Origin of the sequence: Pseudomonas moraviensis subsp. stanleyae (genome assembly GCF_036283065.1) — a bacterium.
GTDB classification, from domain to species: Bacteria; Pseudomonadota; Gammaproteobacteria; order Pseudomonadales; family Pseudomonadaceae; genus Aquipseudomonas; species Aquipseudomonas stanleyae.
This window is the reverse complement of sequence record NZ_JAADJI010000006.1, coordinates 219,661-233,410: the sequence shown is the minus strand read 5'-3', so window position 1 is coordinate 233,410 and position 13,750 is coordinate 219,661. Positions and strand designations below refer to the sequence as shown.

The 13,750-nt window shown below is 63.4% G+C and carries 10 protein-coding genes; all 10 read left to right on the top strand.

Annotated elements, in window-relative coordinates; translation table 11 throughout:
• Positions 1–3: 3 nt before the first annotated feature.
• The 10 genes from GXB78_RS12690 to mdcH all read left to right on the top strand — a co-directional run bounded on the left by GXB78_RS12690 (position 4) and on the right by mdcH (position 13,746).
• Positions 4–5,913: an Hpt domain-containing protein gene (locus GXB78_RS12690; protein ID WP_329515632.1), complete on the top strand. Its 5,910-nt coding sequence runs from the start codon at positions 4–6 to the stop codon at positions 5,911–5,913.
• A complete protein-coding gene (locus tag GXB78_RS12685) occupies positions 5,906–6,376 on the top strand; it encodes a chemotaxis protein CheW (protein ID WP_253496759.1) in 471 nt (156 codons plus the stop codon). The genes GXB78_RS12690 and GXB78_RS12685 overlap by 8 nt, the downstream gene beginning before the upstream one ends.
• Before the next feature lie 513 nt (positions 6,377–6,889).
• Positions 6,890–7,255: a DUF6124 family protein gene (locus GXB78_RS12680; RefSeq protein WP_329515631.1), complete on the top strand. Its 366-nt coding sequence runs from the start codon at positions 6,890–6,892 to the stop codon at positions 7,253–7,255.
• 507 nt (positions 7,256–7,762) lie between these two features.
• Complete coding sequence (mdcA, locus tag GXB78_RS12675; protein WP_329515630.1) at positions 7,763–9,433, top strand: malonate decarboxylase subunit alpha; 1,671 nt, start codon at positions 7,763–7,765, stop codon at positions 9,431–9,433.
• Positions 9,433–10,290, top strand: coding sequence for a triphosphoribosyl-dephospho-CoA synthase (locus GXB78_RS12670; protein ID WP_329515629.1), 858 nt, complete (start codon positions 9,433–9,435; stop codon positions 10,288–10,290). The genes mdcA and GXB78_RS12670 overlap by 1 nt, the downstream gene beginning before the upstream one ends.
• Positions 10,290–10,589, top strand: coding sequence for a malonate decarboxylase subunit delta (locus GXB78_RS12665; RefSeq protein WP_329515628.1), 300 nt, complete (start codon positions 10,290–10,292; stop codon positions 10,587–10,589). The genes GXB78_RS12670 and GXB78_RS12665 overlap by 1 nt, the downstream gene beginning before the upstream one ends.
• Positions 10,582–11,433: a biotin-independent malonate decarboxylase subunit beta gene (locus GXB78_RS12660; RefSeq protein ID WP_329515627.1), complete on the top strand. Its 852-nt coding sequence runs from the start codon at positions 10,582–10,584 to the stop codon at positions 11,431–11,433. Before GXB78_RS12665 ends, GXB78_RS12660 begins: the two co-directional genes overlap by 8 nt.
• A complete protein-coding gene (gene mdcE, locus GXB78_RS12655) occupies positions 11,430–12,215 on the top strand; it encodes a biotin-independent malonate decarboxylase subunit gamma (protein ID WP_329515626.1) in 786 nt (261 codons plus the stop codon). Before GXB78_RS12660 ends, mdcE begins: the two co-directional genes overlap by 4 nt.
• On the top strand, positions 12,209–12,829 hold the full coding sequence (locus GXB78_RS12650; RefSeq protein ID WP_329515625.1) for a malonate decarboxylase holo-ACP synthase: 621 nt from the start codon (positions 12,209–12,211) through the stop codon (positions 12,827–12,829). Before mdcE ends, GXB78_RS12650 begins: the two co-directional genes overlap by 7 nt.
• Entirely contained in the window at positions 12,826–13,746 is a 921-nt protein-coding gene (mdcH, locus tag GXB78_RS12645) for a malonate decarboxylase subunit epsilon (protein WP_329515624.1), read from the top strand. Before GXB78_RS12650 ends, mdcH begins: the two co-directional genes overlap by 4 nt.
• The last annotated feature ends 4 nt before the right edge of the window (positions 13,747–13,750 follow it).

Sequence of the window (13,750 nt, the reverse complement as noted above, 5' to 3'; positions counted from 1 at the left end):
GTTATGGGTGATCGGCACGACTATGTGGCCCTGGAATGGGTCAAGGGCGAAATTGCCGAAACGCTGAAGCTGGCGCATCAGGCGATCGAAGCCGTGCTCGACGATCCGCAGGCCTTGCCCGGGCTGGACGAGTGCCTGGCGTACATCCATCAGGTCCACGGCAGTCTGCAAATGGTCGAGTTCTACGGCGCGGCGTTGCTCGCCGAAGAAATGGAGCACCTGGTCGAAGCCCTGCAACATGCACGCGTGCCGCACCGCGACGAAGCCTTGCACCTGATGCTGCAAGCCTTGGGGCACTTGCCGGCGTACCTCGACCGCGTGCAGAGCGCGCGCCGTGACCTGCCGCTGGTGGTTTTGCCGCTGATCAACGATCTGCGCAGCGCCCGTGGTGAAAGCCTGCTGGCGGAAACCAGCCTGTTCAGCCCGCCACTGCCCGAGCTGGCGCCGCTCGGCGACGAAGCACTCGCCGCACTGGAACCGCCCGATCTGCCGAACGTGCTGCGCAAACTGCGGCAGATGCTGCAAATGGCCCTGGTGGGGCTGCTACGCGAACAGGATGACCAGACGCACCTCGATTATCTGGCCAAGGTATTTACTCGCCTGGAAGCGTTGAGCGGCGACGCGCCGTTGAGCCCGTTGTGGCAGGTCGCCTCGGCGTTGATCGAGGGCATGCGCGAGGGCGTCATCGCCAACAGTCCGGCGCTGCGCAGCCTGTTCAAGGACGCCGACAAAGAGCTCAAGCGCCTGCTCGAGCAGGGCATCGTCGGCCTCAATCAACCGGCGCCGGCCGAGCTGCTGAAAAGCCTGTTGTTCTATATTGCCAAAGCCGAACATCCCACCGGGCAGATGCTGACCATGAAAGATCGCTACTCCCTGGACGACGCGTTGCCCGACAGCGCGATGGTCGATGAAGAACGTGCGCGCCTCGCCGGCCCCGACCGCGATGCCATGCGCTCGGTGCTGGCCGCGCTGTGCGAAGAACTGGTGCGGGTCAAGGAACGCCTCGACCTGTTCGTGCGCAGCGACCGCCAGCACGCCTCGGATCTGGACAGCCTGCTCGCGCCGTTGCGGCAGATTGCCGACACCCTCGCGGTGCTGGGTTTCGGCCAGCCGCGCAAAGTCATCATCGATCAACTGGCGGTGGTGCTCAGCCTCGCCCAGGGCCAGCGCGAACCGAACGACGCGATCCTCATGGACGTCGCCGGAGCCTTGCTCTACGTCGAAGCGACGCTGGCCGGCATGGTCGGCACGGTGGAGACGCAAAGCGCCGACGACGCGCGCTTGCCGACCACCGACCTGACGCAGATCCACCAGATCGTGATCAAGGAAGCGCGCATCTGCCTGCAACAGGCCAAGGACATGATTGTCGACTACATCGACGCCGATTGGGACCGCCAGCATCTGCAACCGCTGCCCGACCTGCTGACCCAGGTGCGCGGCGCGCTGGCGATGATTCCGCTGGCGCGCGCGGCGAGTCTGGTCGAGGCCTGCAACGGCTTTATCCGTGAACATCTGATGCTCGATGATCATGAGCCGGGCTGGGAACAACTCGATCATCTGGCCGATGTGATCAGCAGCCTCGAGTATTACCTCGAACGCCTGAGCGACGACCCGCAGGCACCCGCCGAGCATCTGCTCGATGTCGCGCAGAACAGCCTCGCCAGGCTGGGCTTTTTTCCCAACGAGCAGCCCGGCGAACCGCAGGTGCCGCTGCTCGATGAGGTGCTCAGCCCCAGCGAAGCGCAGGTCATGCAGGGCCTGCAAAGCCTCGACGACCCTGAAGTCGTGCAGTCGCTGGCCGAGGTGCTGGCCAGTCCGCTGTCGACGCTCAACCCGCCGGCACGCAATACCCCCGACACCCTGATGCCGCCGCCGGCCGATGAAGAACCGGTCGACGACGAACTGCGCGAGGTGTTCCTCGAAGAGACCGACGAAGTCCTCGCAGTGCTCCACGAATACCTGCCGCGCTGGACCGCCAATCCCCAGGACCGCGCCGCGCTGACTGAACTGCGCCGGGCGTTTCACACCTTGAAAGGCAGCGGGCGCATGGTTCGCGCGCTGGTCCTCGGCGAACTGGCCTGGGCGGTGGAAAACCTGCTCAACCGCGTGCTCGAACAAAGCGTCGAACCCGGCGCAGTGCTGCGCCAGTTGCTCGGCGACACAGTATTGCTGCTGCCCGAGCTGATCAACGAATTCGCCACCCAGCGCCAACGCCAGCGCAGCGATGTCGACCAGCTCGCTGCGCGTGCCCACGCGTTGGCCAAGGGCGATGAACTGCTGGCGGCCGAAGACACCGACGACGTCGCCGCGCTGGACCCGCTGCTGCTGGAGATCTTCCGCAAAGAAGCCGAAACCCACCTCGCCAGCCTCAACCGCTTCCTCGATCAAGCCGCCGAGCACGTGCCGTTGCCGGCCAGCGACGAGCTGCAACGCGCGCTGCACACGCTCAAGGGCAGTGCCTCGATGGCCGGCGTCTTGCCGATGGCCGAACTTGCCGCGTCACTCGATCAACTGGCCCGCGAGTTCAAGGCGCATCAGTTGCCGCTGGATCTGGATGAAGTGGAATTGCTGCTCGAAGCCGAGGGCCTGTTCCGTGTCGGCCTGCGCCAGCTCAAACACGATCCGCTGGCGCCAATTGTCGGTGCGCAGTCGCTGATCAAACGCACCGACGCGCTGCTCGCCGAACGCCTCCAAGCAGGATCCGATGGCGCTGACAGCGGCCTGCGCCTCAAGCGCGACCCGCAACTGATCAACAACTTCCTCGCGCAGGGCATGGACATCCTCCTCGACGCCGAAAACCTTTTGCAGCGCTGGCAGCAACACCCCGGCGAGCGCCAGGAACTCAGTGCCCTGCTCGATGAACTGACCACCCTCGGCGAAGGCGCGCACCTTGCCGATCTGCTGCCGGTCGACGGTTTATGCGAAGCCTTGCTCGACCTGTATGGCGCGGTGGAAGAAAGCAGTCTGGCGGTCAGCGAGCGGTTTTTCCATGAAGCGCAGCTGGCCCACGAAGCGCTGATCAACATGCTCGACGAACTCGCCGCCGGCCAGGAAATCACCCCGCAACCGGAGCGGATCCGCGCCTTGCAGGAACTGCTCGACGAAGGCCTCGACCCGGCATCGATGGGCCTGATCCGCAGCGATGGCAGCCGCACCCTCGACATTCGCGAACTGGGCAGCGCCACCGCCCAATTGCAGCAATCGGCTGCCGCGCTCGAGCCTGACGACGAGATCGTCGAGATCTTCCTCGAAGAGGCGGTGGACATCCTCGACAGCGCCGGACAAGCCTTGCAGCGCTGGCTCAAGGATCCGGACAACGCCGCGCCGCTGTCGTCATTGCAGCGCGACTTGCACACCCTGAAGGGCGGCGCGCGCATGGCTGAGGTCGAGGCCGTGGGCGACCTCGCCCAAGAACTGGAAAACCTCTACGAAGGCCTGGTCGATCGACGCTACAACCACAGCGCCGCGCTCGAAGGGTTGCTGCAGCAGAGTCATGCACGCTTGGCAGGGATGCTCGAGCAACTGCAAGCGCATCAAGCGCTGACCCCGGCGCAGGATCTGATCGACGCCATCCGTCAGCTGCGTCAGGGCCAGGCCGCCAGCGAAACTGCCCCAGCGCCAACCGAGCACGACAACGCCGGGCACGACCCAGAGTTGCTGGAGATCTTCCTCGAAGAAGGCTTCGACATCATCGAAAGCTCCGGCGCCGCACTGCTGCGCTGGCAGGCCGAGCCGGGCAACCGTCAGGAAGTCGAAACCCTGCTGCGCGATCTGCACACGCTCAAGGGCGGCGCGCGGATGGTCGAAATCGGCCCGATCGGCGACCTCGCCCATGAGCTGGAATTTCTCTACGAAAGCCTCTCCAGCGGTGCGCTGCAACCGTCTGCCGAACTGTTTGCGCTGGTGCAGCGCGGCCATGACCGACTGGCGCAAATGCTTGATGGCGTGCGCGCCGGGCAACCGTGCCCGCCGGCCGATCGGCTGATCAACGCGATCCAGAATTTCAGCCATCCGGCGCAGGTTGAAACGCCGCCGGCGCCAGCTCCGGTCATCAAGCCTGAGGCTGCGCCACCGAGTGCCGACGCCGGCGCGGACATGGTCAAGGTCTCTTCCGAGCTGCTCGATGAACTGGTCAATCTGGCCGGAGAAACGTCCATCTTTCGCGGGCGGATCGAGCAGCAGGTCAACGATGCGCAGATCGCCCTGAACGAGATGGAAACCACCATCGAACGTATGCGCGATCAGTTGCGCCGCCTCGACACGGAAACCCAGGGGCGCATTCTCAGCCGCCAGCAACTCGACGGTGAGCGCCTCGGTTACGAAGACTTCGACCCGCTGGAAATGGATCGGCATTCGCAGCTGCAGCAACTGTCGCGGGCGCTGTTCGAATCCGCATCGGACTTGCTCGACCTTAAGGAAACCCTCGACCGCCGCAACCACGATGCGGAGAACCTGCTGCAGCAACAGGGGCGGATCAACACCGAACTGCAGGAAGGCCTGATGCGCACGCGCATGGTGCCGTTCGAGCGCATGGTCCCGCGACTGAAGCGCATCGTTCGTCAGGTCGCGGAAGAGCTGGGCAAGGATGTCGCGTTTGTCGTCGGCAATGCCGATGGCGAGATGGATCGCAACGTCCTCGAACGCATGGCCGCGCCGCTGGAACACATGCTGCGCAACGCCGTCGACCATGGCCTGGAATCGGCCGAGGTGCGGCTGGCGGCGGGCAAACCGGCGCAAGGACAGATCAGCCTCGATCTTTCCCGTGAGGGTGGTGACATGGTTTTCGACATTCGCGACGACGGCGCCGGAGTGCCGCTGGAAGCCGTGCGGCGCAAGGCGATCAAGCGCGGCTTGCTCGCCCCCGATGCCGAAATCAGTGACCGCGATGTGTTGCAGTTCATTCTCCAGCCGGGTTTCTCCACGGCGGAAAAAATCACCCAGATTTCCGGGCGTGGCGTCGGCATGGACGTGGTTCACGAAGAAGTGCGCCAGCTCGGCGGCAGCATGAGCATCGAATCGGTGCCGGGGCAGGGCGTGCATTTCCGCATTCGCCTGCCGTTCACCGTGTCGGTCAACCGCGCGCTGATGGTGCAGTGCGGCGAGGATCAATACGCGATTCCGCTAAACACCATCGAAGGCATCGTGCGCGTGTTGCCGAATGATCTGGAAGGGCACTTCCGTCACGATCCGCCGCGATACGAATATGGCGGTCAGCGTTATGAGCTGTGCTATCTGGGCGAGCTGCTGAAGACTGCGCCAAGGCCGAAACTGCTCGGGCAGAACCTGCCGCTGCCGGTGCTGCTGGTGCATTACAACGATCGCCACATCGCGGTGCTGGTTGACTCCATGGCCGGCACCCGCGAGATCGTGGTCAAGAGCCTCGGGCCGCAGTTCGCGGCGGTGCAGGGGGTGTCGGGGGCGACAATTCTCGGCGATGGCCGCGTGGTGCTGATTCTGGATCTACTCGCACCGATTCGGGCGATGCAGGCGCGGTTGGCACAGGAACCGTCACACACGGAGATCGACAGCGAACCGCACAAGCCGCTGCTGATCATGGTCGTCGATGACTCGGTGACGGTGCGCAAGGTCACCAGCCGTTTGCTCGAGCGCCACGGTATGAATGTGCTGACCGCCAAGGACGGCGTCGATGCGATGCTGCTGCTCGAAGAGCACATGCCCGACCTGATGCTGCTCGACATCGAAATGCCGCGCATGGACGGCTTCGAAGTTGCCACCCAGGTGCGCGCCGACGAACGCCTGCGCCACCTGCCGATCATCATGATCACCTCGCGCACCGGGCAGAAACACCGCGACCGCGCCATGGCCATCGGCGTCAACGACTACCTCGGCAAGCCGTATCAGGAATCGGTGTTGCTGGAGAGCATCGCCCAGTGGAGCAAGAAACATGCATGAACACCGGCACAACCCGCGCACCGGCCAGCTCACGGGACTGCTGCTGCCGCTGGCCGATCGCAACCTGATCCTGCCCAACGTCGCCATTGCCGAGCTGATCGACTACCAGGCCAGCGCCTTCGACCTCGACACCCCGCCGTGGTATCTGGGGCGAGTGACGTGGCGTGAGCGGCAGATTCCGCTGATCAGTTTCGAATCGGCGTGCGGACAGAAAATCGTCATCGGCGAGCGGGCAAGGATTGTGATTTTGAATGCGCTGGGTGGGTTGCCGGAATTGAAATTCATTGCCCTGCTGGTGCAGGGGATACCGCGTTCGTACAAGCTGGACAGTCAGTTGAGTTACGTGGATGTGCCGTTGTGTGCGCTGGAGCAGGCGGCGGTGCAGGTTGGCGAGCAGGTGGCCAAGGTGCCGGATCTGTTGGGGTTGGAGCGGTTGTTGGTGGAGGCTGGCTTGGCCCGCTGATCCAAGGCTTTCGCTGTTTTGGATGGCCTCTTCGCGAGCAGGCTCGCTCCCACAGGGTGTGTACACCGGGCGACCTCTGTGGGAGCGAGCCTGCTCGCGAAAGCGCCAGTCGCATCACCACAATCCCACAGGTAGATCCTCAATTCCTGTAGCTCGATAAACACCAATCCTTGCCTGTGTTTAAAGACACCCGGTGTTACGCCCCACCAACCTACAAATCCTTGCGCCCCTGCCTACGCATGTACCAGAATCCGCCGGCTTGTGCGCCCAGGGCATGCTGCGTAACTTGGATCGGGTCACTGATTCCCAGTGATCGGGTTTAGTAGCCCGCGGTAATTCAGCTGGTCGTGCATTCATCACAGGTGTTCCGCATCTGAGCTTGATGGTGGTTGTACGCAGGGCGCTTCGGCGCGCCGGCTTAAGCTGAGTTCCCCGGTCTACTAACCTGCGTACAGCTGCCTCCCTTTCGTTTAGTAGCCAAGGGGTTGGCGCTAAACAACGGGAACACAGCTTATGTTCAAAGTTACGCCAAACCCGCCGACCAAAGACCCGGCATCCCCCTACGAATCCCCCGACTCCAGGAAATTCAACGAAGCCGCCGAGCGCGCCCTCGACCATTACCTCGGCCCACCCGCCGCCGACTTCATGGCCCCGCCGTACACCCCCAACACGCTGTACATGGCCAATCCCGAGGCCGACACCGAGTCCTTGCTGGCCGACGCCTGCGAAACCCTTGGTTCGGCGACGGTGATGCTGCATAACCACGCAGCTTCTGTGGAAGGCTCGCAACGCAAGACCCTGCAGGGCATCGCGCAGATTGTCATGGTGGCGGAGATGGCGGTGAACCGCGTGCTGGACAAAATGGTGCCAACCGACTGAAAGCCCCTCACCCCAGCCCTCTCCCAGAGGGAGAGGGAGCCGACCGAGGTGTCTCGCGTCCAACATCGACCTGAATGACCGAGTCGATTATGGATTCACTACAACGGGTTCAGGTCAGCGTCATTCCCAAGCATCCCCCAATCAGTCCCCTCTCCCTCCGGGAGAGGGCTAGGGTGAGGGGCTGTTGATTTTTCGTTTCGGGATTCACCACGGCTGCTTCAGGTCGGCGTCATTCCCAAGCATCCCCCAATCGGTCCCCTCTCCCTCGGGAGAGGGCTAGGGTGAGGGGCTGTTGATTTTTTCGTTTCGGGATTCACCACGGCTGCTTCAGGTCAGCGTCATTCCCAAACATCCCCCAATCAGTCCCCTCTCCCTCCGGGAGAGGGCTAGGGTGAGGGTAGCTTTTGAACGTTACGCTCAGCGTAATGATTCACCACCCAGCTTGATTGATGCCCTCACCACACACGCCTAACGTGGCTCCACGACAGCGAACCCCGTGGAGTGAGCATGACAACAACAATTTCCCCCGACTCGCGCTGGACGCGGCGGCGTGACGAGAAGCAGCGCCGGCTCGACAAGGTGCGCGGGCTGGCTGACGGCGTGGTGTTGCCCAGCGACAAGATCGTCGCCGCGCTCGAAGCGCTGATCCATCCCGGCGACCGCGTGGTGCTGGAGGGCAACAACCAGAAGCAGGCGGATTTCCTTTCGCGCTCGCTGGCCAAGGCCGACCCGGCCAAGCTTCACGATTTGCACATGATCATGCCCAGCGTTGGCCGCTCCGAGCATCTCGACCTGTTCGAACGCGGCATTGCGCGCAAGCTCGATTTCTCCTTCGCCGGCACCCAGAGCCTGCGCATCAGTCAGTTGCTTGAAGATGGCCTGCTCGAAGTCGGCGCGATCCACACCTACATCGAACTCTACGCCCGCCTCGTTGTGGACCTGATCCCCAACGTAGTGCTTTCGGCCGGTTTTATGGCCGACCGTGCCGGCAACATCTACACCGGCCCGAGCACCGAAGACACCCCGGCACTGATCGAACCGGCGGCGTTCAGCGATGGCATCGTCATTGTTCAGGTCAACCAATTGGTCGACGACGTCAGCGAACTGCCGCGCGTGGACATTCCTGCTTCATGGGTCGATTTCGTCGTGGTGGCCGACAAGCCGTTCTACATCGAACCGCTGTTCACCCGCGACCCACGGCACATCAAGCCAGTGCACGTGCTGATGGCGATGATGGCGATTCGCGGGATCTACGAAAAACACAACGTGCAGTCGCTCAACCACGGCATCGGATTCAATACAGCCGCCATCGAACTGATCCTGCCGACCTACGGCGAATCTCTCGGTCTGAAAGGCAAGATCTGCCGCAACTGGACGCTCAACCCGCACCCGACGCTGATCCCCGCGATCGAGAGCGGCTGGGTCGAGAGCGTGCATTGCTTCGGCACCGAACTGGGCATGGAAAACTACATTGCCGCCCGCCCGGATGTGTTCTTCACTGGCCGCGACGGCTCGCTGCGTTCCAACCGCATGGTCTGCCAACTGGCCGGACAATACGCGGTGGACCTGTTTATCGGCGCGACATTGCAGGTCGATGGCGACGGCCATTCCTCGACCGTGACCCGTGGCCGTCTCGCCGGTTTCGGTGGCGCGCCGAACATGGGCCATGACCCGCGCGGCCGCCGTCACGGTACCCCGGCGTGGCTGGACATGCGCCACGCCGATGCGCCGCAACCGATGCTCGAACGCGGCAAGAAACTCGTGGTGCAAATGGTCGAGACATTCCAGGAGGGCGGCAAACCGACCTTCGTCGAAACCCTCGACGCGGTCGAAGTGGCGAAGAAAAGCGGCATGCCGCTGGCGCCGATCATGATCTACGGCGACGACGTCACCCATCTGCTCACCGAAGAAGGCATCGCCTATCTGTACAAGGCGCGCTCGCTGGAAGAGCGGCAGGCGATGATCGCTGCCGTTGCCGGCGTGACCGCCATCGGCCTGCGGCATAACCCGAAAGACACCGAACGCATGCGCCGCGAAGGCCTGATCGCCTTGCCCGAAGACCTCGGCATCCGCCGCACCGACGCCACCCGCGAGTTGCTCGCGGCGAAAAGCGTGGCCGATCTGGTCGAGTGGTCCGGCGGCCTGTACAACCCGCCCGCCAAATTCAGGAGCTGGTAATGCACGCACTCAACCTGCAAGCGCAACCGCTGTCACTGGCCGAGCGCCTGGCCGATCTGGCCGTGGACGCGTTGATCGACGAAGCGGATCTGTCGCCGAAACCGGCGCTGGTCGACCGTCGCGGCAATGGCGCACACACCGATCTGCACCTGGGCCTGATGCACGCTTCGGCGTTGGCGTTGTGGCCAGCGTTCAAGGAAATGGCCGAGGCTGCGCTTGAGATTGGCGAAGTCGGCTTACCGTTGCGCGAAGCGATTGGCCGCATCGGTCGTGAAGGCGAGCAAGCCATGCTTGTGACCACCAACGGCGTCAACACCCATCGCGGGGCGATTTGGGCGTTGGGACTGTTGGTGACGGCCGCCGCGCTGCAACCGAAATCCATCGCCCTGTGTGCCGCACGCCTGGCATTGCTCGACGACCGCTACGCACCGCAACCGCTCAGCCACGGCGCACAAGTCGCCCAGCGCTACGGCGCACGCGGTGCTCGCGGGGAAGCGCAACTGGGCTTTCCGTCCGTGTTGCAACGCGGCCTGCCGCAACTGCACAAAAGTCGCGCCAACGGCCACGGCGAACAGAACGCCCGGCTCGATGCGTTGCTGGCGATCATGACCGAGCTGGCCGACACCTGCGTGCTCTACCGCGCCGGTGAACCCGGCCTGCGCGCCATGCAAAACGGCGCGCAAGCGGTGCTCGACGCCGGCGGCAGCGCCAGCCTCAGCGGTCGCCGGCGCCTGCACGAACTCGATCAACAACTCATCGCATTGAATGCCTCGCCCGGTGGCGCCGCTGACTTGCTCGCGGCCACGCTGCTGCTCGATCGCATCGAGCGCGACGGCATTGTTCAGGGAGCGTTTTGATGGAAAACCTATCGTTTGAATTCCCCGCCGGGCAGCCGCCACGGGGTCGTGCGCTGGTCGGTTGTGTCGGTTCGGGTGATCTGGAAGTGCTGATCGAACCGGGTTCGGCCGGCAAGCTGACGATCAATGTGCAGACCTCGGTCAACGGCGCGCAGCAGCGCTGGCAACACCTGTTTGCGCGGATGTTCGACGGCACCACGCCGCCGGCGATGGCCATCGATATCCACGATTTCGGCGCGACGCCTGGGGTGGTGCGCTTGCGCCTGGAACAAGGTTTCGAGGAGATCGGCCATGACTGACAGCGCAGCGTTGCTGAACAAACACAGCTTCGTCGAACTCGGTGCGCGGCAGCGAGCGAAAGCCTTGCTCGACGCCGGGACCTTTCGCGAACTGCTCGATCCGTTTCAACGGGTCATGTCGCCGTGGCTGGAACGTCAGGGCGTAGTGCCGCAAGCCGACGACGGGGTGATCATCGCCAAGGGCAACCTCAACGGTTTGCCGGTGGTCATCGCGGCGATTGAAGGCGCGTTTCAAGGCGGCAGCCTTGGCGAAGTCGGCGGGGCGAAGATTGCCGGTGCGCTGGAACTGGCGGCTGAAGACAACCGCAACGGCATTCCTACTCGCGCAGTGTTGCTGCTGGAAACCGGTGGCGTGCGCTTGCAGGAGGCCAATCTGGGGCTGGCGGCGATTGCTGATATTCATGCGGCGATTGTCGATTTGCAGCGCTATCAACCGGTGGTCGGAGTGGTCGCCGGCAGCGTCGGTTGCTTCGGCGGCATGTCGATTGCCGCAGCGCTGTGCAGCTATTTGCTTGTGACTCAGGAGGCGCGCCTCGGTTTGAACGGCCCGCAGGTGATCGAGCAGGAAGCCGGAATCGAGGAATACGACTCTCGCGACCGGCCTTTCATTTGGAGTTTGACTGGCGGTGAGCAGCGGTTTGCCAGTGGTCTGGTCGATCGATATGTCGCCGACGACGTGGCGAAGATTCGTCAGCAGGTCAGCGAATTGCTCCAGCAAGGTTTGCCGACTCAACCGCGAAGCCAGCGCGCCGAATGGTTTCTGCAACGCCTCGGCAGTCTGAACACTGACCCGCAAATCGAACCGTCGGTGGTTCGCGATCTGTATCAAGGAGAGCGCTCATGAGCAGTTATTCATTGCGCGGTTTGCACTGGTTCAACGCGTTGAGCGCGGGCGCTGAAAGCGTCGAAGGTTTGCCGCCGTCATTGAAAGTGGCCGACGCTGAACTCGGCCGTTTTATCGCGGTGGTCGCTGACCCGGACAATCATTTCCCGCGCGCCCGCAATGGCGAAGTCGGTTTGCTCGAAGGCTGGGGTCTGGCCAAGGCTGTGGATGACGCGATCAGCGCTGACCGCGACCAAGCGCAGAAGCGCCCGATCATCGCCATCGTCGATGTGCCGAGTCAGGCGTATGGCCGCCGCGAAGAAGCCCTCGGCATTCATCAGGCCCTGGCTGGCGCGGCGGACAGTTATGCCCGTGCGCGATTGGCCGGGCATCCGGTGATTGCGCTGCTGGTGGGCAAAGCGATGTCGGGCGCATTTCTCGCCCACGGTTATCAGGCCAATCGCTTGATCGCGCTGCGCGACCCCGGCGTGATGGTCCACGCGATGGGCAAGGCCTCGGCGGCGCGCGTTACCTTGCGTAGTGTCGAAGAGCTGGAAGCGCTGGCGGCCAGCGTGCCGCCGATGGCGTATGACATCGACAGCTACGCCAGCCTCGGTCTGCTTTGGGAAATTCTCTCGGTGCAGCAGATCGAACAGCCGACGGCGGAAGATCTGGCGCGGGTGCGCGAGTGCCTGAAGCAGGCGATCAACGATGTGAGCGGCAGCGATTTGAAGGGCCGTCTCGGTGCGAGCAATCGTGCAGCTTCCAGCCGCGTCCGCGAACTGCTGAGGGCGCAGTGGTGAACCTGACTTTGGCCCACGATCTGCTCTGGGGTATGACACCGGCGCAGTTGCCGGCAGATGCGCCGCAGTGGGCAGTCGAGGTGCTCGCGGCCGGGCAACCGGTGGTGGTACGACGGGCGTTGAGCGAGGAAGGCTTGATCGCGGTCGGCGTGCGCGGTGTTTTGCGCGAGCAACGCCTGGCTGCGTCCATGCCGGTTGATTCGATCGCGCGGCGGGTCAGTCCTGAAGCGCTGTGTCATGTCGACAGCCCGCGTGATTTGCCGGTGATGCAGGCGCTGCAACAGCTGCGACCGCTGCTCGACGGTTGCGGTTGGGTCTGGGGTGTCAGCGGCAGTGTCGGATTTGAATTGGCCAGTGGTTTTGCGGCGATGCACGCTGCCAGCGATCTCGATTTGATCCTGCGTACGCCGCAGATGATCCGCCGTGATCAGGCACGCGAACTGGTCGCACTTTTTGATCAAACCGTGTGCCGGGTCGACGCGCAATTGCAGACGCCATTCGGTGCGGTGGCCTTGCGCGAATGGGCCCGTGGTTCGTCCCGAGTGCTGCTGAAAAATGCCCATCAGGCGTGTCTGGTGACGGACCCGTGGAACCCGCAGGAGCAGGCAGCGTGAGCAGTCTGCTGGTGTTTCCCGGCCAGGGCGCGCAGCAAACGGGCATGCTTCAGCGTTTGCCAAGCGAAGCCCTGGTCGAGGCCAGTGATGTTCTTGGTGAAGATGTTTTGCTGCTGGATTCAACCGAGGCATTGCGCACGACAAGGGCGGTTCAACTCTGTCTGCTGATCGCCGGGGTCGCTGCTTCACGGCAATTATTGCGGGACGGACTGAGCGCGGATTACGTCGCCGGTCTGTCCATTGGTGCCTACCCGGCGGCGGTGGTGGCGGGGGCCTTGAGTTTCAGCGATGCATTGCATCTGGTCAGCCTGCGCGGTGAGCTGATGCAACAGGCTTATCCACAGGGCTACGGCATGACCGCGATCATCGGCTTGCAATTATCCACAGTGGAAACGCTGCTGGCCCAAGTGCACAGCGAAGAAACGCCGGTGTATCTGGCCAACATCAACGCTGATAACCAAGTGGTCATCGCTGGCAGCGACAAGGCCATGCAAGCGGTGGCCGAACTGGCGCGCAGTGGTGGCGCCGGTCTGGCAAAACGTCTGGCGGTGAGCGTGCCGTCGCACTGCCCACTGCTGGAAAAACCTGCGCAGGCGCTCGCCGAGGCCTTCGCCAGGGTTGATTTGAATACCCCGAAAATCGCTTACCTGAGCGGCAGTCGCGCGCGGCCTGTTACCAAAGTGGAAGCGTTGCGCGACGACCTCGCCTTCAACATGTGCCGCGTGGTGGATTGGCGCGGCACCGTGCAAAGCGCCTACGAGCGCGGCGTGCGTCTACAGATCGAACTACCGCCCGGTGCGGTACTGACCGGGCTGGCGCGCCGGGTGTTCGAGCAAGGCACAGTCACTGCCTTCGACGGTGCCCGCCTCGACACCCTGCAAGCGCTGTTGCGCGAGGAGGGTGGCCGCCAACTCTAAACCG